The organism is Nocardia sp. NPDC041819 (assembly GCF_055590505.1).
Genome location: NZ_JBVJAP010000011.1, coordinates 120,694 through 143,197 on the forward strand (window position 1 = coordinate 120,694; position 22,504 = coordinate 143,197).

Genomic DNA, 22,504 nt, shown 5'->3' on the forward strand with positions numbered 1-22,504 from the left:
ACTGGGGCGGGCTCGACCGATAGCGCCGTGCTCGGGGTTTCGGTACGCGCAGCCGCGCCGCGGCGGGCGCCCTCGGCTCATCGGCCGGGTCGGCCGCCCCGCGACGGTGCGGAGCCGTCAGCGCACCCCGCTCAGCGCGTCGACCAGGTTGCGGGCGCGCGGGTCCAGCGCGCCTTCGACGATGTGGTTGGTGACATAGGCGAAGGCGAGGCGGCGATCGGGGTCGGCGAAGGCGAGGCTGCCGCCACGGCCCGGATGGCCGAACGAAGCGCCACCGCCGAGCGGCAGCTCCGGGGTGGGCAGCATGTACCCGGAGGCATACCGGCCGGGCAGCATCAGCACCCGATCGGTGCCCGCCACCTGTTCGCGAGTGGCCGCCGCGAGGGTGTCGTCGGTGAGCAGGCGGCGGCCGTCGACCTCGCCGACGAGCGCCGCATACAGCCGGGCCAAGCCGCGGGCGGTGCCGATGCCGTTGCTGGCGGGCAGTTCCGCGGCCTGGACGGTCGGGGAATCGAAGTCGATGTCCGCGGGGTCGGTGATCTGGAAGGCTCGATTGACCAGCGCCTGCGGGTCGCGCATCGCGGCGAGCAGTGGACGCAGCGACTCGGGAACGTTTTCCTCGGGCACCTCGGACAGATCGGGTACCGGAGCGAACACCAATCGGCTCACCCGGTGCCGCGCCGCCGGGGGGAGCCCGATGAAGAAGTCGATATCGAGTGGACCCGCGATCTCCTCGGCCAGAAACCGGCCCGGCGTACGACCGGACACCCGGCGGATCACTTCGCCGATCAGCCAGCCGTAGGTGCGGCCGTGATAGCCGAACGCGGTCCCGGGCTGCCAGTTCGGCGCCTGCGCGGCCAGCGCCTCGACCATCGGCGTCCAGGCCAGGGCGTCGTCCAGCGGAACGGGCTCGTCCAGCGCCGCCAGGCCCGCCTGGTGGGTGAGCAGCCACCGCACCGGGATGCGTGCTTTGCCCGCCGCCGCGAACTCCGGCCAGTAGCGCGCGACGGGAGCGTCGAGGTCGAGTTCGCCCCGTTGCGCCAGCAGGTGCGCGATCGTCGCGACGACGCCTTTCGTCGCCGAGTAGACCAACTGCAGCGTGTCGCGCTGCCACGGCCGCCCGGTGCCGGGATCGGCCGATCCGCCCCACAGATCGACCACCGGCTGCCCGTCCCGGTACACACAGACCGCGCCGCCGACCTCGCCGTGTTCGGTGAAGTTCGCCGCGAACGCCTCCCGCACGACCTGGTAACCGGCGGCGACGGTTCCTTCGACTGTCATGCGGCACAGCATGTCACGCCGCGGCAGAGCGGGCACCCGGCCCGATCTCGCGGCGGACCGCGCTCGGCGCCCGGAAGCATGCCCGGAGCATCGCTCGGAATCGGTTCTGGTGTTCGGTCACCCACTCGGCGAACGTTCGGGCGGCCGCCCCGGCATTCCCGACGACCGGCCTACGGTGGTCGGCCGGTCATGCGGCGATGGTGCGGTCGGTGTGCCGATGCGGCCGGCGGCCAGCGGTCAGGGGCCTGCCGAACGTCACGCGCAGTGCCGTCCCAGCCATAACGAGCAAGCCGCGCACTCCGGGCGCCATGGTCGCGACAGAACGTACCGTCCGGGTGCCTGCGTGCGGCAACTGTTTGCCTGCGAATCGGTCGGCAAGCCATCGCAGGCTGATCGGCGTCGAGAGTGGCAAGAGAGTGAAATGGTCGCTGCACCGGTCGCGCAGGTAGGTGACGTGGACGCCCGCGCGGCGGTAACTGTCGACTTGTGCGTCGATTCCCTCGATGTGGACGATCTTGTCGCGCACGGGCTGGACGACCAGCAGCGGGCACCGTGGAGCGGATCCGCCGAGCCGCAAATCGTTTAGCATGCCCTGCAGTTCCGGTTCGGCCATGATTTCTTCCAAGGGCTTGTGCAGGTAGTCGTCGAATTTCTGGTTGGCCAGCCGCAGCAGCGCGGTGATGGGCGGCAGCCTCCGCGCGCGCTCCAGTAGGCGGTGGCCTTCGGGAGTGAGGTTGGCCTCGATGACGCGATCGAGGATCGGGTACAGCGGCCGCAGCGCGGCGATCACGATGGCGGGGAAGCCGGCGTAGCGGCCGCCGTTGAGCCGGATGAACACCTGCCCGGGATCGCCGACGGGGGAGCCGAGGACGGCGCCGACGATGTCGAGTTCGGGGGCATAGGTCGGCGCCATCTCGACGAGCCAGGAGCTGGCCATGCCGCCACCGGAGTAACCCCAGACGCCGACCATGGTGTCGGGGCGCAGATGTAGTGGCCCGAATTGCAGGGCGGCCCGGATGCCGTCCAAGGCGCGGTAGCCGGGCTCGCGTGGGGCGCCGAAATTGCCTGCGCGGCCACCGTGGTCGGCGATGCTCACCGCCCAGCCGCGCCGCAGGGCGCCGGCGACCAGCAACCACTCCGCCTGCGTGATGGACCCGCGGGCCCGGGCGCCGCGCTGCAGGACATAGGAGGGGTCGCAGCGCTCGGTGACGGCGTCGATCGCCGATTGGAACGCCAACAACGGCCGGTCGGGGTCGGGTACGGCCCCCGTGGGCAGCAGCACGGTCGTGACCGCGGCCTCCGCCCGGCCGTGCAGATCGCTGCTGCGATACAGCAGTTGCCATGCCGAAACCTTCTGCGGCACAACCGCGAACAGCGCCACCTCGACAGGACGGCTCCGCACGATCGCGCCCGGCCTGTGCGCGGCCAGATCGGCCGGTGGTCGGTAGAAGGGATCCTGTGCGGGCAGGAGTGGGTTGTGTCCTGCCTTCCGCCGGCCACCGATATTCGAACGCCTCGTCATCACGACCTCTTGTTTCTTCCGGCGGAGGACCGGCGGAGCCAGGCGCTCGGCGATGGTGCGGCCGGAGCGGCACACCGTAGGCCCCCGAGCGAGCACGCATTTCCCCGCGCCGACCGCCGGAATCGACATGAATGAGGGTCGCTCGCGTTCGGCATCAGTTGACTCGGTCCGCGTATCCGGACGGTAATTCGTCCGGTGCGCAGGCGATGACGGCGTCGTCGTTCTCGCCGACATGTTCATACCACGTGATGGTGGCGAGCTCGCTGACCACATGGATCGGGTAGGTCGGGCCCTGGTCGCGATAGGAAGCCATCCGGTCGAGGAACTCGTTCTGGAACAGCACTGTTCGCTCGGGGTGCTCGTGTACCCAGCGCGGGAAGAAGATGACCCCGTGCAGAAGTCGCCGCGCGGGCAGGATGTCCACGGCGACGCTGGTGCCGGTCGGTTCGGTCCAGGAGACCTTGAAGTGGTCGGTAGTGATCCGGACGGCGTCGACATGCTGATCTTTGACCCAGCGTCCACCGACCATGCCCGAGTGGATCCGGTAGTCGATGGTGTGGCTGTTCTTCACGTACATCTCATACCGCCACCCGTTGTCGTAGCGGTAGATGAATCGATGCCCCACGAGGCCGGTCAACTCGGCTGTCGGCGGCGCGCTGTCCTCGGTGTGACGTGGGACGTTCATCGGAAAGGCTCCTGTGCGGGGTGGCCGGGGCGGTACGCGCCCGTGCAGCTAATACTTTTGTTGCAAAAGTAATGGCGGGTGCCGTGCACCGCAAGTGCACAATGAGTTCGTGGATGCCATCACCGTCCGGGCTGGAGCGATATCGGAGCCCGATGTCGAGGCTCGGCTCAGTGCTCTGCTGGGGCCGCTGCGGCGTGCGGTGCTGAACCGCACGCGCGCCGCCGAGGGGTTGCCGGATTTGCCGGAACCTCAGATCGAATTGCTCCGGTTGCTGGTGGCCACCGGTGGCCTGACGCCCACCCGTGCCGCGAGTGAACTCCGAATGGCGCCCTCGACGATCAGCAACCTCGTCAAGACGATGGCCGAAACGGGGCTGGTCGATCGCAAGCCGCTGTCTTCCGACCGGCGCGGCGCGATGCTGGTGGCGTCCTTGCGGGCGCGGCATCTGCTCGATCGGTACGACCAGGCCAGCGCCGCGATGTTGCGCGAAGCCCTCGACGCCCTTCCCGCCTCCGACCGCACGGCGATCGACTCCGCGCTGCCCGCGCTGCAGCGCTTGCTGACCATCCTGGCGAGTGGTCCCGACGCCGAGTAGCCGCCCGCGATCTGATTCGTCCAATTCCTCCCGCCCATGGCGCCGGCCCGGTAAGTTGCTTTTGTCACAAAAGTAGGTTCCAGGTCGGTGTGGCGATGCGTCAGGCGCCGACCTCAGGTGTGCAGGAGTGTTCTCATGCCGGTCGACGTCGGGATATCCCAGCGTGTGCGCCCGCTACGGTGGTTGGTCGTTGTCGTGGTCCTGGTCGTCGGGGCGGTCGGCTTTCCCGCCGCCGGACCGGCAGGCGCCGACGAGGGTCCGGCTACGAGTGTTTCCGGTGGGATGATCCGGGGTGCGCGCGTCGACGGGGTGATCCAGTATCTGGGCGTCCCGTTCGCGGCCTCCACCGGGGGCGTCAACCGTTTCGCGCCGCCGCGGCCCGCGCCGTCATGGACGGGCGTTCGCGCGGCCACCGCGCACGGCCCGCAATGCCCGCAATCCTCTCCGTTGCCGTGGACCCCGGCGGTGCAGCCCGCGAGCGAGGACTGCCTCTCCATCGACGTCTACGTGCCGGAACATCCTGCCGGAACCGAACTTCCGATCATGGTGTGGTTCTACGGTGGTGCGTTCGTCCTCGGTTCCAACGCCCAGTACGACTCACCCGCCCGGCTCGTGCGCGATGGCCAGGTCATCGTCGCGATACCCAACTACCGACTCGGCCCGTTCGGTTTCCTGGCGCTGCCCGAACTCGCTGCGGCCGAAGGCGGGATGACCGGAACCTACGGCACCCTCGACCAGCAAGCAGCACTGCGATGGATCCGCGACAACGCTGCGGCCTTCGGTGGAAACCCGGACAACCTCACCTTGTTCGGCGAATCCGCGGGCGGCATGAGCGTCTGCACGCAACTGGCCTCACCGACGGCCCGCGGTCTTTACGCGAAAGCCATCATCGAAAGCGGTTCCTGCGCACGCAGCCCCCTCGCACCCGCCTCGAAAGAACAGGCCTATCAGCGATCGGCCGACTACGCCGCCGGTCTCGGCTGCGCCGAGGCCGCGACTCGCCTGGCGTGCCTGCGCGCGCTACCGGCCGACCGGATGCTGGATTCGCCCACGACGACTCTGCACACGATGGCCGTCACCTGGAGCCCGGTGCGCGACGACGTCGTCGTCACCACCTCGCCGGAGAACGCTTTGGCCGACGGGGCCGCACGCGATATTCCGCTCGTCGTCGGCAGCAACGCCGACGAAGGGGCGACGTTCCTCGCGCTGCTCGACTTCGCTCACGCCACCATGCCGGGCTCGGCGGACTACCTGGATTGGGCTCGGGAAATCTTCACCGGCAACGTCGATCGCGTGCTGCAGCGATACCCCGTCTCCGCCTTCCTGAGCCCGGTCGAGGCCAAGCAGCACGTGATCACCGACGGTTTCTTCGCCTGTCCGGCGTTGTTCACGACCCGAGCCGCCCGTCGCGGCGGTGCTCAGGTGTGGCAATACCAGTTCAACGAGGCGCCCCTGGGGCACAACCCGATCCTGCCCGGAGCCTTTCACGGCGCCGAAGTGCCCTACGTCTTCTCCGGATTGTTGGGCGTGCCCATCCCGCTGCCACCCGCGGCGGACCGTCTCTCCCAGCGGATCCAGCAGAGCTGGGCCCAGTTCGCGCACACCGGGAATCCCGAAACGCCGGCCTTCGCCCCGTGGTCGTCGGCCTCGGACACGACCCGAACCCTCGAACTCGGCAGCGATGCCATCACCGTCGCGGACTCCTTCGCCCGACAACACCACTGTGACCTCTGGTCGGATATCGGCCATATCGGCTAGCGGCACGTTCGGTCGCCCAATGAGCGCACCCTCGGGTCGGCAGCGCCCGACCGGCCGGATCGGCGGCGAACCTGTCGTGGGTCACCGGAATACTCGGCGCCGACCGATCATCGTGACGAACTGGAGGAGCGCATGGCGCGCGAACTCGACGACCTGCCCTACGCGCGGTACCTCACGGTCCCGGACGGCGACCTCGAGGCGGAAGGCGACTACGACTGCGTCCGGATGGACGGCGGTGAACTCCACGATCTCGATGTGCGGCAGGCGCGTTTCAACGAGTCGGCGTTCACCTCGATGACCTTCACCCGGGGGAGTCTGCGCTACAGCCGGTTCACCGATGTGTGGCTGCGTCACGTCCGCTGGGTGGGCACCGAACTGGCCGACACGGGATGGCTGGACGCGGAGGTGGTGTCGGGCGCGATGTCCGGCGCCGATTTCGCGGGAGCGAACCTGCGGCGGGTGCGGTTCGAAGGCTGCAAATTCGACTCGGTCAACTTCCGCGGCGCCCACTTGCGCGAGGTGTCCTTCGTCGACTGTGTGCTGCGTGACTGCGACTTCGCCGAGGCCGCGCTGACCGACGTCATGGTGCCCGGCTCGGCGCTCGTCCGGCTGTCGTTGCGCAAGACGCGGCTGGCGAAAGTGGATCTGCGCGGCGCGACCGCCCTCGACTTCACCGAGGGGCTCGACAGCCTGCGCGGGGCGACGGTCACCAGTCTGCAGCTGATCGACCTGGCGCCCGCTTTCGCGCGTTCCCTCGGCATCACCGTGCGGGATTGAGCGCGTGCGAGCACCGGATTCCGCTGTTCGGGGGACGAAAAGTACTGTGCGCCAGTCGGTGGCGCACCGGCATTTCGGCGAACCACCGATGCGCGCGACACCCGATTGATACATTGCGCCGATACCGCGTAGTACCGCTTCATCGAGGATGCGAGCCATGGTCGATCCGGATTCTCTTCGCAGTGCCGCTGGCGTGCGCGCTCTCGTCCATATCGCCGGTGAGCGGGGCATGGCGCCTGCCGAGTGCCTGGCCGGTACGGCGCTGGGGCCCGCCGAGCTGGACGATCCGGCCGCCGAGATCACCGCGCACGACGAACTGCGGGTAGTGCACGCGGTGCTCGGTCGCTTCGGTGACGAGCCCGGGCTCGGCCTCGCGGCGGCGGTCCGGCGCCGGCTGCGCTCGCGCGGGCCGTGGGGGCTCGCGCTGCTGGGCAGCCGGACACTGCGCGAGCTGATCGAAGTCGGGTTGTGCTGCGTCGGTCGTACGGTGCCGTTCGGGCGATTGACCGTCGAGGAAGCCGGCGGCGAAGCGCGGCTGGTATTCGAGGATTCGAACATTCCGCCCGGGACGCGGGCATTCTTCGCCGAAGCGAGCCTGGCCGGGTTGCCCGCCTTCGATCGTGAGCTGTTCTCCGCGGGTGTGCCGGTACGGCAGGTCAGTTTCCGGCATGCTGTTCCGCGCGACATCAGGCGTTATCGCGACATCTTCGGGGTCGCGCCGATATTCGGTGCGCCGGTGAGCGCGGTGGTCTTCGACCGCGGTGTGCTGGACCGGCCGTTGCCTCCGGCGAACGACGCCGCGCGGGACAACTGCGGGCAACTGTGCCGTGATCTGCTCGACCGGCACCGGACGCGCACCGGCGTCGCGGCTTCGGTGCGCGACCGCCTGGTCCGCACTCCGGGTGAGATCCCCGATCAGTCGACGGTCGCCCTCGGGCTGTATATGAGCTCGCGCACGCTGTCTCGGCGGCTGCACGAGGAAGGCACGTCGTTCCGGGCACTGCTGGACGAGGTGCGCCGAACCATGTCGGAGGTGTTGCTCGCACACACCGATATGACCACCGAACAGGTCGCCGCACGGCTCGGCTACGCGGAGGCGGCCTCCTTCATCCGTGCCTTCCGCCGCTGGCAGGGCTGTCCTCCGCAGACGTTTCGCTCGCGGGGCCGCCCGCATCGCGCGCTCGAGTTGGTCTGAGCGTCAGCGGCTCCCCGCCGAGCCGGCCATCCGGTGGAGCATGCCTCAGCGCGCGGCCGCGGGCAGACCGTCGGCTATCGTGCCGCCCGGCAGCGGCCGGTCGCTCCAGCACTGGGACGGAAGCCCGCGACGCTCCCGTACTATCGCGATCGGAGTCGGCCTGCCGGGGAGATGAAGGAGGACGGTGTGGAAGTTCGCACCAGCAACGAGCCACTGTGGTTACGGTTGGGCCAACGACTTCCGGAGCATGCCGGATCCGCGGCATCGTCGGCCGGGGGAGCGAACCGATGAGCGATGACGGTGCCGACCTACGCTGCGCGGGATGCTCGGCTGTCGGATTGGACAGCAAGCGGTGCCCGTCATGCGGTCTGGAACTCGGTTACCGGTACGTCGCGCTGCCCGGTGAGGATCCGACGCCGTGCGTCGAGTGCGGGGGAGACCGCTTCGACGCGGAGGGGCGCTGCGCGCAATGCGGCCGGGCACGGTCGGCGCCGGATCGCTTCGACGCCGACCTCGGCGCGGTCGCGGTGCTCACCGATCGGGGCATCGTCCATGCGCGCAACGAGGACGCCGTCGCTGCCGGGGTGCTCGAAGGTGCCGAGCCCGGAGCGGCCGCATCCGTCGTGATCGTGGTCAGCGATGGGGTGTCGACCTCGTCGCGCCCGCAGGTGGCTTCGGGTGCGGCGGTCCGCGCCGGCGTCGGCGCCACCGCCGCCGCGCTCGCCACCGGAGCGCCCGCGGCAGAGGCGATCATGGCCGGACTGACGGCCGCGGTGCAGGCGGTCCGCGACGTCGACGTTCCCGACGGCCCCGCGCCCTCGTGCACCTACGTGTCCGCCGTCGTCGCCCACCGCGGCGAGGAAACCGAGATCACCGTGGCCAACGTCGGTGACAGTCGCGCTTATTGGTTGCCGACCGGCCGAGACGGCCGACCGGCCGACGAGCAGGCCCGACGGTTGACCGTCGACGACTCGTGGGCCCAGGCGCTGGTCGACGCGGGTGCGATGGACGAGCGTGCGGCGATGGCCGACCCCCGGGCGCACACGTTGATCCGCTGGCTGGGCGCGGACAGCCCGCCGGAACCGTGGGCGGACAACTGCGTACGGACGGTCCGTGTCTCGGGGCCCGGCCTGCTGCTGCTGTGCTCCGACGGACTGTGGAACTACGCTCCCTCCCCGTCCGCGCTGGCCGAGCAGATGGCGGGCGCGTCGCCCGCGGCGGCGGCCCGCGCGCTCGCGGAGTTCGCGTTGCGCTGCGGCGGCGGGGACAACATCACGGTCGCGCTGGCGCCTGTTCCGTGGGGAAGCCGTCCGTCCGTTCCATAGACAGCGATGTTCATGGTTGCGTATGGTCGTCCACTATGACGAAGTTCGCCGGCAAAATCTGCCTGATCACCGGGGCGGCCAGCGGTCTCGGTCGCAGCACGGCGCTGGCGGCGGCGGCCAAGGGCGCCGCGCTCGTGCTGACCGATATCGCCGCGGAGGGTCTGGCGCGGACCGCCGCGGACGCACGTGCCGCAGGCGCGACCGTGCACCTGGCCGAGGCGGCCGATGTCAGTGACTACGACCAGGTCGTCGCACTGGCGGCGCGGGTGCACGACGCGGTGGGCAGCGTCGACATCGTCATGAACGTGGCGGGCATCGCCACCTGGGGCACTGTCGACCGGCTGACGCACAGCCAATGGCGGCGCACCATCGACATCGACCTGATGGGCCCGATCCACGTGATCGAAGCGTTCGTCCCACCGATGATCGCGACCAGGCGCGGCGGCCACCTGGTGAACGTGTCGTCGGCGGCGGGGCTGTTCGGCCTGCCCTGGCATGCGCCGTACAGCGCGAGCAAGTTCGGCCTGCGCGGGGTGTCGGAGGTGCTGCGCTTCGACTTGGCGCGCCACCGCATCGGCGTGAGCCTGGTGTGTCCGGGTGCGATGGCGACACCCATGGTGGACAACGTCGATATCGCGGGCGTCGATCGCACGGCCGAAGCGGTGCAGCGAGGAATGGCGCTGTTCATGCGGCACGCGGTGACGCCGGAAGCGGCGGCGCGGTCGATCGTGCGCGGCGTCGAGCGCAACCGCTACCTGGTCTTCACCTCACCCGACATCCGGGTGGGCTTCTGGGCGCAGCGCTATTTCCCGCCCGGATACAACGTCGCGATGCGCGGGTTGAACTGGGCGATGAACCGCTATGTCGCACAGAAGGCAGGCGCAGCCGCCAACTGAACACGGCAGGGCGCCCGCCGACGGTCGAGCCGGGATTCGCCATGATCGTCGTCATGACATCGGCTGTCTATCTGATCACCGGGATCCAGGCGTCGGGCAAATCCACCGTGGCCCAGGCATTGGCCGAACGGCTGCCGCGCTCGGCGCACGTGCGAGGGGACGTGTTCCGCCGTTTCGTCGTGCGCGGGCGGGTGGAGATGAGCGCCGATCCATCGCCCGAGGCGCTGGCCCAGCTGCGGTTGCGCTACCGCCTCGCCGCCGCGACCGCCGACGCCTATGCCGAATCCGGGTTCACGACCGTGCTGCAAGACGTCGTGCTCGGCGACTTCCTGCCCTGGCTGGCGGATCTCATCGTCACGCGCCCGCTCTATGTCGTGGTGCTCGCGCCGCGCCGGGAGGTGGTCGCCGCGCGGGAGGCCGGGCGGGGCAAGGTCGCCTACGACGAATTCACCGTGGCGGAGCTGGACACGCTGCTGCGCGAGAGCACGCCCCGGATCGGACTCTGGCTGGACACCTCGGAGTCGACGGTCGAGCAGACGGTCGGCCGAATCCTGACCGAGGCCAGGCCGCTGACGGACTGACGCGGGGCGTTCGATCCGGATCCGGCGGACCGTCCGCTCAGGGGGTGTCCCGCGGCACGTGCAGGGGAGTGAGCGAACTGGTGGCCGGTCCTTCGATCAGCGTGCCGTCCGCGGCGAAACGCGACCCGTGCAGCGGGCAGTCCCAGGTGCGTTCGGCGTCGTTCCAGTTGACGATGCCGTACAGGTGCGGGCACACCGCCGAGACCCGGTTGGTGACGCCGTCCACCGTGCACACGGCGGTCGGGTGCAGGCCCTCGCGCAGTACCGTGCCGCAGCCTTCGTCCGGAGCGGCACCGTCGTGGTGGGTCGCGACCCGCAGCCAGCCCGCGGAGAGTTTCTGCGCCACAGCACTGTTGATCTTCGTGGCCGCCGGTAGCGCCTTGAGTTCGTCCGGGCGCCAGCTCGCCAGGGCGCCCGCCCACCGGGGCGGCGTGCCGGTGAGCCGTCCGGCCAGCGCGATGGCCGCGGCCACACCATTGGTCAGACCCCATTTGGCGTAGCCGGTGGCCAGCTGTATGTCGTTCTGGCCGGGCAGCACCGGACCCACGTAGGGAAGTTCACCGATGGGGGAGTAGTCCTGAGCGGACCATCGGTGCGTCGGTTCGGCGCCGGGGAACCAGGTTCGCGCCCAGCTCACCAGATCCTCCACTTTCTCGCGGGTCGATCCGCCGCGGCCGACGACATGGCCGTTGCCGCCGACCAGCAGGAGCTCACCGTCCGGTCCCTGCGCGCGACGCAGGGACCTGGTCGGGCTGCCCGCGCTGATGTACATGTCGCGCGGAGCGGGCCGGTCCAGGCGGAGGGCCGTCAGGTAGGAGCGCTGCGGAGTCAGACGGGCGAAGAACCCGCCGCGATCGAGGATCGGCGTCCCCGTGGCCAGCACCACCCGGCGTGCGCCGAGGTCACCGTGCTCGGTCGAGACGACGAGGTCGCCGCGGCCGCCGTGGTGCACGCCGCGAACCGAGGTGGATTCGTAGATCGGCGCGCCGTGTGATTCCACGTCGGCCGCGAGGGCCGCCAGCAGCGCCATCGGGTCGAGTTGTGCCTGATCGGCGAGGCGGACCGCGCCGTGCGCCGGGAAGGGGGCATCCAGCTCGAAGAGTAGTTCGGTGGGCAGGCCGGCCTTCTGCGTCGCGGCGTATTCCGTTCGCACGGCGGACATCTCGTCGTCGGTCTGCGCGTAGGTCAACGCCGCGGCCCGCTCGACGGTGACGTCATGGGCGGCGCAGAAACGCAGCAGCCATTCCTGGCCTTCGCGATTGGCCGCCACGTAGTCGCGCAGGACGTCATCGGAGTGGTGCTTGGCGATCTGCTGGGCACGGGTCCCCTGGAGCAGGCTGACCTTCCCGGTGGTCGCGCCGGTCGTTCCCGCACCGACGCGCTTGCCTTCGACCACGGCCACCTCGACGCCGTTCTCGACCAGCAGCAGTGCTGTCACCAGTCCGGTGAGCCCGCCGCCGATCACCACCGTGTCGAAGTGCGATCCCGGCGTCAACCGCAACCGCGCCGGAACCTGCGCGCCGTGCAACCATAGGGACGTCATAAGCCCGAGATAGCCGGTCTCGGCGGCCTGAAACGCCCGCGTCGCTTCCTCGTCACACCCGGACCTGACCGCTGAGCTGCCGATCCGCCGCGGCGAGCACCTCGGCGGCGCTGATCATCGCCAACCCGGGCGCAGGCGCGTCCGACCGGGGATCGCCGACGTGTCCGGCCCACAAGGCGACATGGGCCATCCGTTCCGGGGGCGGTCCCCACACCGCGGGCGAATCGGGGCCGAAGACGAGCACCGACGGGGTGCCGAACGCCGTGGCCAGATGCCCCACACCGGTGTCGCCGCTGAGCACGAGGGCGGCGTCGGCCACCGTGACGGCCAGTTGCCGCAGCGTGAGTTCGCCTGCCAGCACGCTGTCTTCGGGCAATCCGGCCGCTTCGGCCACGCCGCGCGCGAGCGGACGGTCGGCCGCGCTGCCGACGATCCGCACCGGATACCCCCATTCACGCAGGCCGGCCGCCACCGTCGCGAACCGCTCGGCGGGCCAGCGCCGAGCAGGCGCCCCGCCCGGATAGACGACGATCCAGCGGCGCTCACCCGTGCTCTCCGGCGGCGGTGTGAGGTCCAGCCGCGCCGGATCGGCCGCGATACCCGCCCATTCCAGCAGACGGCACCACCGCACGGTCTCGTGCAGGCCCGGCTCGCACAGCGCACCTGGCAACTGCGGAAAGTCTTTGTGGCGGAAGGTGATCGTCTGTTCGGGATCGGTCGCCAGCAGCGCGCGTATGCTGTCGGCCCCGGCGTCGTGCAGATTGACCGCGAAGGCCGGCGGCGGAGCGTTCCAGCGCAGTCCACCCGCCATCGGAGTCGCATGGAGTTCGTCGACGCAATCGGCCAGTTCTACGACGGGACGCAGCCATCCCGGCGCGGCGAGTACGAGCCGGTGGCGCGGACGGACGTCGTGCAAGGCGCGCAGCGCGGGAACCGCGGTCAGCAGCTCCCGCAGCCCGTGCGCGCGCAGCGCGAGCAATACAGTCACGGAAAAAGCCTCCACTTCGGCGCCGAGGGCACGGCCCCGCCGCCCGGGCCGACATCGTCGGCGGCCCGGGGCGGGTGTGCCACATAGCTTCGAGTCGTTCGCGAGAATGCCGCGAAACGGGGCTCGAAGCCCGCCGCCGTGGTGCGGTCCTCGACGCCGTTGTCGAGGGAAACGCACGGATGACGGCGGTGCTCCCGAGGGGGTTCGGCGCCTGGACACCCACGGCGGGAGCGGCATTCGTAAATCGGACGAGCAGTCCTTGCTACATCCGAAGATGCCCGTTCCGCCTGATTCGAAACCCTCGCTATTTCGGCACGAAGATGCCGGTGAGATCGGCCTTGCGGATCGGAGTATCCGGATTGGCCTGTGCCGCGCACATCAGCTTGATCGCCGCGATCGAGGCATCGACGGTCCTGGCGTCGGGCGTGCCATCGCCCTCGCGTTCCTGCTCGAGGAACTTCTCGGTGGTGATGCGCTGCTTGTCGTCATCCTGGGCGACGAATTCGTTGCACGGCGTGTCACCGCCCTTGTTCACGATCTTCTTCGGCTCGTCGCCGCATCCGCCCGCGCAGAGTGCCAGCGCGGCGAGCGCGGCGATTCCCATGCGGCCCGCGGCGCTCATCGGCCGAATCCTGCCAGAGCCGAGGCCAGGTCCGGCACGTTCAGCGCCTGCACCGCCTGCTCGCGGACATCGGGGCAATTCTGCGTGGTGATGGTGTCGATCGTGCCCCGGTCGGTGACGACCACGTCGTTGAGACCGCCGTTGCGGGCGGCCCAGTTGTGCACGGTGCCGTTGAACGTCACTTTGGCGACCGTCGCGCCCTGGCCACGCCAGGTGTCGATGTCGGCGCGCATCATGTCGCACAGCTGCTCGGCCGCCGCGGGAGTGATCTCGTCGGTATTCGGTACCTGCGAGCTGGACGGCCCCGGCATGGTGATCGAGACGGTCGCGGGTGCGGGCGTGTCCGCGGCCGGATCGCCGTCGTCGGCCGAACACGCCGTGAGCACCGAGCCCGCCGCCAGCGCGCCCATGAGCAGCGCGAAGCGGCCCAAGGGCCGGTTGGGCTGGTTTGTCATTCTTTCTCCTGGTTGTCGAAGCCGCGTTTCTCCGGGCGGCGTCACGGGGCGGCCGCACGGCCTCAGCCGAGCGGGCGGACTCGCGATCAGTGCCCGGCGGCGTCCCGCAGCCGCTTGCCTTCTCCCGCCTTGATCCGGCGATGCTCGGCGATGATCACGAGGACGCCCGCGATGATGCAGACGCCGCAGACGACACCCGCGATCACCGCCCACCCCGCGAACCCGTACCCGGCGGCGGTGAGCGTGAGCGCCATGGCCACGATGCCTACCGCGACCAGGATGATGCCGGGCCAGTTACGGGCGTCCTCGATGGATTCTCCGGCGTGTGTGCGGTTGGTGCGGGTGTCGTCCGGGAACGTGTGGGTCCGGGGTGCGTGCTGCTCTCCGGCGCCGGATCCCGCGTTCGGCTCGTTCGGTGCTGGCAGCATCGGATGTCCTTTCTGCTGAGCGGCAACGTCTTCGGTGCAGGGGCGGCCCGCGGCTCGAGCGTTCGAGCCGGGCCCGTCCGGAGCGGCCGTACCGGTCGGATGCCCGCGTTAGCGGATCCGAAACGGGGGTACGACCTCAGCGAGCCGCCCGGTTCGGGCCGCTCTTACCGGTAAGAAAGTCCCAGGAGGGATACCGATGACAACAGCACGGGACATCATGACCGCGAATGTGGAATGCGTCCGGTCCAGCGACACCGTGGTCGCCGCCGCGCAGCGCATGGCGGAGTTGAATGTCGGCGCCTTGCCGATCTGCGGCGAGGACGACAAGCTGAAGGGAATGCTCACCGACCGCGACATCGTCGTCAAAGTGATCGCTCAGCGCAAGGACCCGCTCGGCGTCGACGCGGGCGAGCTCGCAGGCGGGGAGTTGATCACCGTCGAAGCCGACGACGACGTGCGCAAGGTCATGTCGGTCATGTCGCAGCATCAGGTACGCCGCGTACCGGTGCTGGAGCAGGGCCGGCTGGTCGGCATCATCGCGCAGGCCGACGTCGCCACCGCCGTCGACAACACCCAATCGGGCAGCACGGTGGAGGCGATCTCGACCGACTTCTGAATTCGGCGTTTCCTCAGACCGTGGCCGGGTGCATGTCGTAGATCGCGTACGCCGCTCGGATCACCGGCTGGGCGACATTGCGCACCCGGATGCCGCCCGGAGTGGTGCCGCGCTCGGTCCCGGCGTGCGCGTGACCGTGCAATGCCAGGTCGGCGCCGTGTTCGTCGATCGCCTCACCGAGCAGGTAGGAACCGAGGAACGGATAGATCTCCCTCGGTTCGCCGTGCAGCGTGTCGCTGATCGGGGAGTAGTGCGTGAGCGCGACGGTGATATCGGTGCGCAGCGCGGCGAGTGCTTCGCCGAGCGCGGCGGCCACGTCCACGGTGTGCGCGGCGAATTCGCGCATCAAAGGTTCGCCGAAGACGCTCGCGCACTTGCCCGCGAACCCGCCGCCGAAACCTTTCGTGCCCGCGACTCCCAGCGTGCGCCCGTCCACGTCCAACGTCACCGAGGTTCCTTCCAGAACGGTGATGCCGTGGTCGGTCAGCACGGACGCGATCTCGCCTTCGGCGTCGCCGTGATAGTCGTGATTGCCCAGGACGGCCACGACCGGCAGGCCCAGGTCGGCGAACTCCGCCGCGACGACCCGGCCTTCGTCGGCGGTGCCGTGGCGGGTCAGGTCGCCCGCCAGCAGGAGCACATCGGCTCGCTCGGAGAGGCCGTCCAGGGCGGGCCGCCATTGCCCGCGCGAATCCACGCCGAGATGTACATCACCGACGGCGGCTATCCGCATGCGGCTCAACTCCTTTCGGGTCCGTCCGGCTCCAGCGTCTCGGTCTCGACGGGTGCCGTGGGACGGTTGACATGGACGTCGTTGTGGATCCGCGCGTGCGGAAGCTGCTCGTGCACGACGGTTTCCATCTGTTGTTTGCAGTTCTCGCTGCTCACCTCGCCGCACAGCACCACGACGTCGCCACGGATGGTCACCTGCACGCCGAGCTCGGCGGTGCGGGGATCCTCGGCCAGCGCCCGGCGCAACCGTGCGACCAGGTATTGCGGCTGCTCCATCTATTCCACCTTTCCGGTGCGAGTGATGCCGAGATCGTCGAGCAGGCCCATGAAGGCCCGCGCGTAGGGCGAGGCCTTGGTCTGTTCGCGCACCGCCTCCCAGTCCACCTGTTCCCGCAGGTCCCGCGCGATGTGCAGAATCGGGCTGAGATCCAGGCGGTGTGCGTCGAAGACGAGCATCTTGTCCACCATCAGGTCGGTGCCGCTGATCACCGGGGCCTTCGCGGGCCCGATCCGCATCTCGGTGGCCCGGTCGAGCAGCTCGTCGGTCACGTCACGATCGTTCGGACGGTGGATCACATCGACGAGGATGTCGTCGGCGTAGACCTTGCGCAGCCAGTTCTCCGGCGGGTCGCACACCCGCAGGCCCGCGCGGGCCAGCGTGTGGATCGCTCGCCCACTGTCCTCCGGTTTGACGAAGATGTCGACGTCGTGCTGGGAGGTGGGGCCGCCACGGGCATAGACCGCGCAGCCGCCCGCCACCGCGAATCGGATATCTGTCGCCGCCAACGCGTTCACCGTGCGGGTGAGCGCATGCAGCAGCTGATCGGTGGTAACGGCCATGCAGCGGTGGTACCCGGCAGACCCCGGGTTAATCGGCGTTTCACCGGGTATGCGTCCGGATATCCGGAGGGTCCGCGCGGCGGCGCACCGGGCTTTCGCACTACTCCGGACCACGGCCTCGGGACGGGAGAGGAGCGATATATGCCCAAGACGACAGCACGCGGCGACGTCGAGCAGTCGGAGTTGCCGAGCACGCTGCAGCGCTCGGAGGAGAAGGCGCAGCGCACCTTCGCCGAGGCGCACGACGCCGCGCTGGAACAGTACGACGGCGACGAGCAGCGCGCCTACCGCGTCGGCTACGCCGCGTTGAAGCACAGCTACGAGAAAGTCGGCGATCACTGGGAGCCCAAGGCTCGCCGCGGTCCCTCCGACGAGCGCGCCGAACAGGGCGGCCCGGACGCGCGGGGCGAGACCGCCGAAGGCGTCGATGCCAACGCGTCCAAGGAGCACCTGCTCGGCATCGCCCGGCGACTGGACATCTCCGGTCGCTCGCGGATGACCAAGGACGAACTCGTCGAGGCGATCAAGAAGCGCAATCGCCGGGAGTCCGCGCGTGCCCGAGGATGAGGACGACGCCTGGGCGCGCCGCGCCCGTGGCGAGACCGAACTCGAACGACTGGACCGGAACTGGGGCAGCCTGATCCAGGAGTTGCGTGTCGTGCAGACCGGTGTGCAGTTCCTCTTCGGGGCGTTGCTGGTCCTGCCGTTCCAGGCGTCGTTCGGCACGCTGTCACCGGGTATGCGAGCGCTCTATATGGCCACCTTGGCCGCCGTTCTGGGGGCCACGGTGTTCTTGATCGCCCCGGTGTCCTGGCACCGCATCCTGTTCCGCCGCCACCGCCTGGGCAATGTCGTCGCGGCGGCGCACCGCTGCGCGATGGCGGGCGTCGCACTGCTGGGTCTCGCGTTGATCGGCGCGGTGATCCTCGTCGTCGACTACGTGACGGGGACGGCAGCGGCAGTGGCGACCGGCGTCGTCTCCGTCGCGTTGTTCGTGATGACATGGCTCGTCGCGCCATGGCGCTGGCGCAGCGGCTCCGAGGATGTCCGCGCCGACCACTCCTGACACGAATACTCGCGAGTCAGCGGGCCCACGAGACGACTTCTCCCGCGTGGGCGGGGGCACCTCGGTGATAGGCGCTGAGCGTCTCGGTCGCGACCCGATCCCAGGAATTCCGGCTCGCGGCCCGCTGATACCCTGCGGCGCCCCAGGTTTCGCGGAGTGTCGCGTCCTCGAGCAGGGGGCGCACGGCCCGGACGATCGCGTCGGGTTCGGGCGGAGCGACGAAGCGTCCGGTGACGCCGTCGACCACCGTGTCGAGCAGACCGCCGACGGGCGTGGCGATCACCGGCTTGCCGCAGGCCATCGCTTCCAGGGCCACCCGGCCGAACGGCTCGTACCAGGGCGTGCAGAGCACCACGTCCGCGGAGCGGTACAGCCGCGGCAACGTCGGCCGCGTCACCGCTCCGGCCAACCGGAGACGCTCGCGCACACCGTGATCCGAGGCGAGGCGGCGCAGCCGGCGACCTTCGGCGTCGTCTTCGTCGTCGGCGTCCGGGGCTCCCACGATCACCAGTTCGGTATCCGGGAGGTCCGCCAGCGCTCGGATGACCGGGTCGAATCCGCTGCGCCGCACCAACTCTCCGGACGCGAGCAATCGGTGGGTGGCGTGCCGATCTGCGGCCGCGCCCTCCGGGGTGAACGCGGTGAGGTCGACGCCGTGCGGCACGATCGTGGTCCGGAACCGCGGCACGCCCATCCGGGCCAGCTCCGCGACCTCGTCGGAGCAGGTGGCCACCACGTGCGCGGCCCGCGTCGCGATGAGCCGCTCGAACCGGATGCGCGAGCGCGGGCTCGGGTCGGCGAGCCCTTCGCAGCGCCGCTGCACGGTGCCCAGGCCGTGGAAGGTCAGCACCACCGGGATGCCGTGGGCGCGCGAGGCCAGCTCGGCGGCGAGTCCCGATTTCCAGTAGTGCGCGTGCACGATATCCGGTCGTTCGGCGGCCCAGTGCCGCCGCAGGACCGTGCCGAAATCCCCGAGGTACGGCAAGGTCCGATCGCTCGGCAGCGGGGTGGGCGGTCCGGCCGCGACGTGCACCACGCGATAGCCGCCCTCGGTGAGCAGCTCGGCGGGGGCGCGCGGACCGATGCGCCGGGTATAGACCGTCACCTCATGCCCGCGGCGCGCGTAGGCCGCCGACAATTCGGCGACGTACGCACCGCGGCCGCCCCCATCGGCAGGGCTCCCTTCGGCGAGGGGGCTGGCGTCTTCGGAAACCATGGCAATCTTCACCGGGTTGCTCCGTTCTCGTCGCGGGGCGCCGTGCGGACGCGCTCATCCGCGCGCTTGCCCTACGACCGGCATCGCGTGACGTTCGGGAATATGTCGGGGATATGCCCGGACGCGGGCCGATGAAACCCCACGTCAACGGGTAGATCGCGAGCCGAACGGTCGGTTTTCCGTGATCCCGGGCCCGCCGCCGACGGGTCACGTTCTCCTACCGAACGCTGTCGGGAACGTGTCGACCGTGCCACACTGTAGAAAGGTTGAGATCACAGCCGACCCCGGTTCGACGCATTCGGCGCAGCCGGTCGATGGGACGGCACGGCAACCGATTCGCGCTCGCGCCGCCCTCGTCCCGGCCGCTGCGAAGGACTGGAAACCCCCTACACGGGAGGTTCGACTTGTCTGCCATTTCTCTGCTACGAGAGCATGCCGAGGGCGTGCATCTCAATGGTTCGGGACCGGGACGTCGTCGGGACAACCGGATGTGGGCACAGCGGGTGGATCGCCGCCGCGAATGCGTGGTGGTCCGAGTCGAAGGCGAGTTGGACGCCGCCGTGTCGGCCGAGTTCTTCGAGACGGTCGACCGGGCCTTGCAGTCACCGTGCGATGCGGTGGTGATCGACCTGCGCGCGGCGAGGTTTTTGAGCCTGCGTGCGGCCGTGCGGCTCGGCGCGCTGCGCGGGGACGCGGTGGGTGGTCGTCCGGATCTGCGGATCGTCGCGGGCGGACCGGGGGTGGAGCGGGCACTCGAGGTGACCGGCGTGCGATCGCTGTTCCCCCGCTACTCGTCCATGCGGACCGCATTGGACGCCTGAGCCGAAGGCCGTCTCGAAGCCAGCGCTCGCGGTGTGACCCCCCGATCCGGTCACACCGGGCGCACCGGCATCGGATACTTCTGCGGTGAGTGAAAGCAGGTCGGTCCAGCCCGAGGAAGCACTCGCGCTGGATCGGGTGATCGGTACGGGAACGCCGCAGAGCGTCGGCGGTTTTCGTTTCTGGTTCGCCGACCAGCGATGGGAATGGTCGGACGAGGTCGCGTCGATGCACGGCTACCGACCGGGGTCGGTGACGCCGACGACGGAGTTGTTGCTGACGCACAAACACCCCGACGACCGCGAGGCGGTGGCCAGCGCCTTGGCGCGATCGATCGCCGACGCGGAACCGTTCTCCAGCAGGCATCGCATCATCGATACCGCGGGCGCCGTGCATCACGTGATCCTGGTCGCCGATCGGATGATCGACGAGGGTAGCCGCGTGGTCGGCACTTCGGGGTATTACATCGACGTCACCGACACCCTCGCCGAACACCGGCAGGAGACGCTGGACGACACCCTGCCCGAGCTGTACGCCGCGCGATCGGTGATCGAACAGGCGAAGGGCGCCCTCATGCTGATCTACGGCATCGGTCCCGAGCAGGCGTTCCGGGTGCTGAGCTGGCGATCGCAGGAAACCAACGTCAAGCTGCGGACACTGGCCGCGCGGCTGGTCGCCGATCTGCCCGGTCTGACCGGTGTCCCGCCCGGGCTGCGCACCCGATTCGACCATCTGCTGCTGACCGCCCACGAGCGCATCGACGCCGACTGACCCGCGTTTCGATCCGGTCGCGGCGGGTACGTCCTCGACGAGGAACGCGGCGGTATTTCTGCTCCACAGTCCGCGGCGCCTGCGGTGTTCCGGTGGTCGAGGAGAACCCGCAGCGGTATGCAGGCCACGGTGGAGTGGCTGTGAGGACAAGGTGGTGATGGGCAAATGGGGGAGTGGACTTCCCGATCCTTTACCGACACAACGACTATCGGTGTACGGGTGCCCGCCCGGCTGGAGCAGCTGACCATGCTGCGCGCGCTCGCCGAGACCGTTGCCCTCATCGCCGACTTCGCCCTGGACGAGGTGACCGACATCCGCCTCGCGCTCGATGAGGTGGCGACTTCCCTCATTCTCGACGCCGCGGCGGGCTCGACGATCGACTGCGAATTCACCTACGACACCGACAAGATGTTCGTGCACGTCTCGTCGGTCGCGGTGACCGAGTCGGTGATGGGCCATGCCGGGCTGGGCTGGCACATCGTGCGCACGCTGACCGACTCGATCGCCGCCGCGCAGGGGTCCCACGACAACGTGCTCGGGGGATATCCGACAGTGATCGATTTCAGCTGGGTGCGGGGTGCCCGCAATGGCGGGTGAATCGAGGTCGCGTGGGGACACCTACGACAACATCGAGCCGCTGTTCGAGAAGATCGCCGCATTGGATCCCGGCGACGCGCGGCGCGAGGCCCTGCGCTTGGAGCTGATCGAACGATGCCTGCCCCTGGCCGAGCACATCGCACGGAAGTTCTCCGGGCGCGGCGAGAACTTCGATGATCTGCTGCAAGTGGCGCGCCTGGGCTTGGTGCAGGCAGCCGACCGTTTCGACGTGTCGCGCGGTTCCTCGTTCCTGTCCTTCGCGGTCCCCACCATCATGGGCGAGGTCCGCCGGCATTTCCGGGACAACACCTGGGCCGTCCGGGTGCCGCGCCGGACCAAGGAGATCCAGCTGAGCATCGGGCCCACGGTCGAGTCGCTGTCGCAGCGCCTGGGCCGGATGCCGCGGGCCAGGGAGATCGCGGCGGAGCTGGAGGTCGATCTGGTCGAGGTGACCCAGGCGCTGATCGCGGGCAACGCCTACCAGTCGGCGTCCATCGACGCGGTCGCCGGTGAGGACGCCGAGAGCGCCCCGCAGCCGCTGCTGGACAGCCTGGGCATCGAAGAGCCCTCCTATCACCTCGTCGAGGACGTCATGGCCGTCCAGCCGCTGCTCGGCGAACTCCCCGAACGCGAGCGTCAGGTGCTGATCATGCGATTCTTCGAATCGTTGACGCAGAATCAGATCGCCGAGCGGCTCGGGGTCTCCCAGATGCATGTCTCGCGCATTCTGTCCAGGACCTTGAATTCGCTGCGCGAACAGGCGATGCGGGACTGAGCACAGGCCGGCTACACCGGATTCGGCGGAGCCGGGTCCGGCGACGGCCCGGGCAGGCCGGGGTCCGGCGCGGGGCGCCCGGGGTCCGGTATCGGAGGCGTCGGCGCGGGGCCGGGTGCGGGTGGCCGTGGCGCGGGACCGGGCACCGGCGGCAGCGGATCCGGATCGGGTTGAGGCGGAACGGGATTCGGATCAGGAATGGGGTCCGGCTCGGGAATGGGCGGTACCGGGTCCGGCTCCGGGATGGGCGGCACCGGGTCCGGCTCGGGTGTGGGCGGGACCGGCTGTGTCGCGCTGTGACTGGACATGCCAACTCCTTCTCGTACGGGCGAACACCGGCCGGTTACCCATCGCCCGCCGGACGAACCGGTCCGTGCTCGCGCCGCCCGCGGTTCGGCCGACCAGTTTGCGGAAGATCGCG

The 22,504-nt window shown here is 69.6% G+C and carries 27 protein-coding genes; 14 read left to right on the forward strand and 13 right to left on the reverse strand.

Annotation, left to right across the window (positions count from 1 at the left end; genetic code table 11):
• Positions 1-117: 117 nt before the first annotated feature.
• From ACZ6DL_RS27205 to ACZ6DL_RS27215, 3 genes are all read right to left on the reverse strand, one after another.
• Entirely contained in the window at positions 118-1,281 is a 1,164-nt protein-coding gene (locus ACZ6DL_RS27205) for a serine hydrolase domain-containing protein (RefSeq protein WP_466055309.1), read from the reverse strand.
• 187 nt (positions 1,282-1,468) lie between these two features.
• Entirely contained in the window at positions 1,469-2,803 is a 1,335-nt protein-coding gene (locus ACZ6DL_RS27210) for a lipase family protein (protein WP_466055310.1), read from the reverse strand.
• A 154-nt stretch (positions 2,804-2,957) separates the two neighbouring features.
• The gene (locus ACZ6DL_RS27215) at positions 2,958-3,488 is read right to left on the reverse strand and encodes a phenolic acid decarboxylase (protein ID WP_040866787.1); all 531 of its coding nucleotides are present in this window, start codon (positions 3,486-3,488) and stop codon (positions 2,958-2,960) included.
• Between the two features lie 109 nt (positions 3,489-3,597).
• On the opposite strand from ACZ6DL_RS27215, the gene ACZ6DL_RS27220 reads away from it, so the two are divergent.
• The 7 genes from ACZ6DL_RS27220 (at position 3,598) to ACZ6DL_RS27250 (ending at position 10,615) form a co-directional block, all read left to right on the forward strand.
• Positions 3,598-4,083: a MarR family winged helix-turn-helix transcriptional regulator gene (locus tag ACZ6DL_RS27220; protein ID WP_466055311.1), complete on the forward strand. Its 486-nt coding sequence runs from the start codon at positions 3,598-3,600 to the stop codon at positions 4,081-4,083.
• Between the two features lie 135 nt (positions 4,084-4,218).
• Positions 4,219-5,841 carry a carboxylesterase/lipase family protein gene (locus ACZ6DL_RS27225; RefSeq protein ID WP_466055312.1) on the forward strand — a complete coding sequence of 541 codons (1,623 nt, stop codon included), beginning with the start codon at positions 4,219-4,221 and terminating at the stop codon, positions 5,839-5,841.
• Between the two features lie 132 nt (positions 5,842-5,973).
• Positions 5,974-6,618, forward strand: coding sequence for a pentapeptide repeat-containing protein (locus tag ACZ6DL_RS27230; protein WP_466055314.1), 645 nt, complete (start codon positions 5,974-5,976; stop codon positions 6,616-6,618).
• A 157-nt stretch (positions 6,619-6,775) separates the two neighbouring features.
• The gene (locus ACZ6DL_RS27235) at positions 6,776-7,813 is read left to right on the forward strand and encodes an AraC family transcriptional regulator (protein ID WP_466055316.1); all 1,038 of its coding nucleotides are present in this window, start codon (positions 6,776-6,778) and stop codon (positions 7,811-7,813) included.
• Between the two features lie 287 nt (positions 7,814-8,100).
• On the forward strand, positions 8,101-9,138 hold the full coding sequence (locus ACZ6DL_RS27240; protein WP_466055317.1) for a PP2C family protein-serine/threonine phosphatase: 1,038 nt from the start codon (positions 8,101-8,103) through the stop codon (positions 9,136-9,138).
• 35 nt (positions 9,139-9,173) lie between these two features.
• On the forward strand, positions 9,174-10,034 hold the full coding sequence (locus tag ACZ6DL_RS27245) for an SDR family oxidoreductase (RefSeq protein WP_466055319.1): 861 nt from the start codon (positions 9,174-9,176) through the stop codon (positions 10,032-10,034).
• A gap of 53 nt (positions 10,035-10,087) precedes the next feature.
• Positions 10,088-10,615: an AAA family ATPase gene (locus tag ACZ6DL_RS27250; RefSeq protein ID WP_466055321.1), complete on the forward strand. Its 528-nt coding sequence runs from the start codon at positions 10,088-10,090 to the stop codon at positions 10,613-10,615.
• 37 nt (positions 10,616-10,652) lie between these two features.
• Here the strand turns inward: ACZ6DL_RS27250 and ACZ6DL_RS27255 are convergent, their stop codons facing one another.
• The 5 genes from ACZ6DL_RS27255 to ACZ6DL_RS27275 all read right to left on the reverse strand — a co-directional run bounded on the left by ACZ6DL_RS27255 (position 10,653) and on the right by ACZ6DL_RS27275 (position 14,651).
• Positions 10,653-12,158 (reverse strand): FAD-dependent oxidoreductase, encoded by a 1,506-nt coding sequence (locus ACZ6DL_RS27255; RefSeq protein WP_466055323.1) that lies wholly within the window; start codon positions 12,156-12,158, stop codon positions 10,653-10,655.
• Positions 12,159-12,210: 52 nt separating this feature from the next.
• Entirely contained in the window at positions 12,211-13,146 is a 936-nt protein-coding gene (locus tag ACZ6DL_RS27260; RefSeq protein WP_466055325.1) for a glycosyltransferase family 9 protein, read from the reverse strand.
• Positions 13,147-13,450: 304 nt separating this feature from the next.
• Positions 13,451-13,768, reverse strand: a complete 318-nt coding sequence (locus ACZ6DL_RS27265; RefSeq protein WP_062969099.1) for a hypothetical protein — start codon at positions 13,766-13,768, stop codon at positions 13,451-13,453.
• Positions 13,765-14,223 carry a hypothetical protein gene (locus tag ACZ6DL_RS27270; protein ID WP_357030869.1) on the reverse strand — a complete coding sequence of 153 codons (459 nt, stop codon included), beginning with the start codon at positions 14,221-14,223 and terminating at the stop codon, positions 13,765-13,767. Before ACZ6DL_RS27270 ends, ACZ6DL_RS27265 begins: the two co-directional genes overlap by 4 nt.
• Positions 14,224-14,309: 86 nt before the next feature.
• On the reverse strand, positions 14,310-14,651 hold the full coding sequence (locus ACZ6DL_RS27275; protein WP_466055326.1) for a hypothetical protein: 342 nt from the start codon (positions 14,649-14,651) through the stop codon (positions 14,310-14,312).
• 196 nt (positions 14,652-14,847) lie between these two features.
• Between ACZ6DL_RS27275 and ACZ6DL_RS27280 the strand changes: the two genes are divergently transcribed.
• On the forward strand, positions 14,848-15,267 hold the full coding sequence (locus tag ACZ6DL_RS27280; protein ID WP_466055328.1) for a CBS domain-containing protein: 420 nt from the start codon (positions 14,848-14,850) through the stop codon (positions 15,265-15,267).
• A 13-nt stretch (positions 15,268-15,280) separates the two neighbouring features.
• On the opposite strand, the gene ACZ6DL_RS27285 is transcribed toward ACZ6DL_RS27280, so the two are convergent.
• The 3 genes from ACZ6DL_RS27285 to ACZ6DL_RS27295 are packed head-to-tail and all read right to left on the reverse strand — an operon-like array spanning position 15,281 to position 16,839.
• Complete coding sequence (locus tag ACZ6DL_RS27285; protein WP_466055330.1) at positions 15,281-16,000, reverse strand: metallophosphoesterase family protein; 720 nt, start codon at positions 15,998-16,000, stop codon at positions 15,281-15,283.
• 5 nt (positions 16,001-16,005) lie between these two features.
• Entirely contained in the window at positions 16,006-16,275 is a 270-nt protein-coding gene (locus ACZ6DL_RS27290) for a BON domain-containing protein (protein WP_062969109.1), read from the reverse strand.
• The gene (locus ACZ6DL_RS27295; RefSeq protein ID WP_357030856.1) at positions 16,276-16,839 is read right to left on the reverse strand and encodes a nucleotidyltransferase; all 564 of its coding nucleotides are present in this window, start codon (positions 16,837-16,839) and stop codon (positions 16,276-16,278) included.
• 141 nt (positions 16,840-16,980) lie between these two features.
• Here ACZ6DL_RS27295 and ACZ6DL_RS27300 point away from each other — a divergent pair, with 141 nt between their 5' ends.
• Complete coding sequence (locus ACZ6DL_RS27300; protein WP_466055333.1) at positions 16,981-17,406, forward strand: ChaB family protein; 426 nt, start codon at positions 16,981-16,983, stop codon at positions 17,404-17,406.
• Entirely contained in the window at positions 17,393-17,905 is a 513-nt protein-coding gene (locus ACZ6DL_RS27305; protein WP_466055335.1) for a DUF6328 family protein, read from the forward strand. The genes ACZ6DL_RS27300 and ACZ6DL_RS27305 overlap by 14 nt, the downstream gene beginning before the upstream one ends.
• Before the next feature lie 16 nt (positions 17,906-17,921).
• Here ACZ6DL_RS27305 and ACZ6DL_RS27310 read toward each other — a convergent pair whose 3' ends face one another.
• On the reverse strand, positions 17,922-19,133 hold the full coding sequence (locus ACZ6DL_RS27310) for a glycosyltransferase (protein ID WP_466055337.1): 1,212 nt from the start codon (positions 19,131-19,133) through the stop codon (positions 17,922-17,924).
• Between the two features lie 392 nt (positions 19,134-19,525).
• On the opposite strand from ACZ6DL_RS27310, the gene ACZ6DL_RS27315 reads away from it, so the two are divergent.
• The 4 genes from ACZ6DL_RS27315 (at position 19,526) to ACZ6DL_RS27330 (ending at position 22,083) form a co-directional block, all read left to right on the forward strand.
• Positions 19,526-19,942 carry an STAS domain-containing protein gene (locus ACZ6DL_RS27315; protein WP_466055339.1) on the forward strand — a complete coding sequence of 139 codons (417 nt, stop codon included), beginning with the start codon at positions 19,526-19,528 and terminating at the stop codon, positions 19,940-19,942.
• 85 nt (positions 19,943-20,027) lie between these two features.
• The gene (locus ACZ6DL_RS27320; protein ID WP_466055341.1) at positions 20,028-20,711 is read left to right on the forward strand and encodes a PAS and ANTAR domain-containing protein; all 684 of its coding nucleotides are present in this window, start codon (positions 20,028-20,030) and stop codon (positions 20,709-20,711) included.
• Positions 20,712-20,930: 219 nt separating this feature from the next.
• Positions 20,931-21,308, forward strand: a complete 378-nt coding sequence (locus ACZ6DL_RS27325) for an ATP-binding protein (protein ID WP_245659811.1) — start codon at positions 20,931-20,933, stop codon at positions 21,306-21,308.
• Positions 21,298-22,083 (forward strand): RNA polymerase sigma factor SigF, encoded by a 786-nt coding sequence (locus ACZ6DL_RS27330; RefSeq protein ID WP_466055342.1) that lies wholly within the window; start codon positions 21,298-21,300, stop codon positions 22,081-22,083. The genes ACZ6DL_RS27325 and ACZ6DL_RS27330 overlap by 11 nt, the downstream gene beginning before the upstream one ends.
• Before the next feature lie 11 nt (positions 22,084-22,094).
• Here ACZ6DL_RS27330 and ACZ6DL_RS27335 read toward each other — a convergent pair whose 3' ends face one another.
• The gene (locus ACZ6DL_RS27335) at positions 22,095-22,391 is read right to left on the reverse strand and encodes a hypothetical protein (protein WP_466055344.1); all 297 of its coding nucleotides are present in this window, start codon (positions 22,389-22,391) and stop codon (positions 22,095-22,097) included.
• Between the last annotated feature and the right edge of the window lie 113 nt (positions 22,392-22,504).

What these genes read in the sequence shown, in the direction of transcription:
- ACZ6DL_RS27205 (WP_466055309.1), bottom strand. Translation starts at nt 1,281, where the DNA reads ATGACAGTCGAAGGAACCGTCGCCGCCGGTTACCAGGTCGTGCGGGAG.
- ACZ6DL_RS27210 (WP_466055310.1), bottom strand. Translation starts at nt 2,803, where the DNA reads ATGACGAGGCGTTCGAATATCGGTGGCCGGCGGAAGGCAGGACACAAC.
- ACZ6DL_RS27215 (WP_040866787.1), bottom strand. Translation starts at nt 3,488, where the DNA reads ATGAACGTCCCACGTCACACCGAGGACAGCGCGCCGCCGACAGCCGAG.
- ACZ6DL_RS27225 (WP_466055312.1), top strand. Translation starts at nt 4,219, where the DNA reads ATGCCGGTCGACGTCGGGATATCCCAGCGTGTGCGCCCGCTACGGTGG.
- ACZ6DL_RS27230 (WP_466055314.1), top strand. Translation starts at nt 5,974, where the DNA reads ATGGCGCGCGAACTCGACGACCTGCCCTACGCGCGGTACCTCACGGTC.
- ACZ6DL_RS27235 (WP_466055316.1), top strand. Translation starts at nt 6,776, where the DNA reads ATGGTCGATCCGGATTCTCTTCGCAGTGCCGCTGGCGTGCGCGCTCTC.
- ACZ6DL_RS27240 (WP_466055317.1), top strand. Translation starts at nt 8,101, where the DNA reads ATGAGCGATGACGGTGCCGACCTACGCTGCGCGGGATGCTCGGCTGTC.
- ACZ6DL_RS27245 (WP_466055319.1), top strand. Translation starts at nt 9,174, where the DNA reads ATGACGAAGTTCGCCGGCAAAATCTGCCTGATCACCGGGGCGGCCAGC.
- ACZ6DL_RS27250 (WP_466055321.1), top strand. Translation starts at nt 10,088, where the DNA reads ATGACATCGGCTGTCTATCTGATCACCGGGATCCAGGCGTCGGGCAAA.
- ACZ6DL_RS27255 (WP_466055323.1), bottom strand. Translation starts at nt 12,158, where the DNA reads ATGACGTCCCTATGGTTGCACGGCGCGCAGGTTCCGGCGCGGTTGCGG.
- ACZ6DL_RS27265 (WP_062969099.1), bottom strand. Translation starts at nt 13,768, where the DNA reads ATGAGCGCCGCGGGCCGCATGGGAATCGCCGCGCTCGCCGCGCTGGCA.
- ACZ6DL_RS27270 (WP_357030869.1), bottom strand. Translation starts at nt 14,223, where the DNA reads ATGACAAACCAGCCCAACCGGCCCTTGGGCCGCTTCGCGCTGCTCATG.
- ACZ6DL_RS27275 (WP_466055326.1), bottom strand. Translation starts at nt 14,651, where the DNA reads ATGCTGCCAGCACCGAACGAGCCGAACGCGGGATCCGGCGCCGGAGAG.
- ACZ6DL_RS27280 (WP_466055328.1), top strand. Translation starts at nt 14,848, where the DNA reads ATGACAACAGCACGGGACATCATGACCGCGAATGTGGAATGCGTCCGG.
- ACZ6DL_RS27285 (WP_466055330.1), bottom strand. Translation starts at nt 16,000, where the DNA reads ATGCGGATAGCCGCCGTCGGTGATGTACATCTCGGCGTGGATTCGCGC.
- ACZ6DL_RS27290 (WP_062969109.1), bottom strand. Translation starts at nt 16,275, where the DNA reads ATGGAGCAGCCGCAATACCTGGTCGCACGGTTGCGCCGGGCGCTGGCC.
- ACZ6DL_RS27295 (WP_357030856.1), bottom strand. Translation starts at nt 16,839, where the DNA reads ATGGCCGTTACCACCGATCAGCTGCTGCATGCGCTCACCCGCACGGTG.
- ACZ6DL_RS27300 (WP_466055333.1), top strand. Translation starts at nt 16,981, where the DNA reads ATGCCCAAGACGACAGCACGCGGCGACGTCGAGCAGTCGGAGTTGCCG.
- ACZ6DL_RS27330 (WP_466055342.1), top strand. Translation starts at nt 21,298, where the DNA reads ATGGCGGGTGAATCGAGGTCGCGTGGGGACACCTACGACAACATCGAG.
- ACZ6DL_RS27335 (WP_466055344.1), bottom strand. Translation starts at nt 22,391, where the DNA reads ATGTCCAGTCACAGCGCGACACAGCCGGTCCCGCCCACACCCGAGCCG.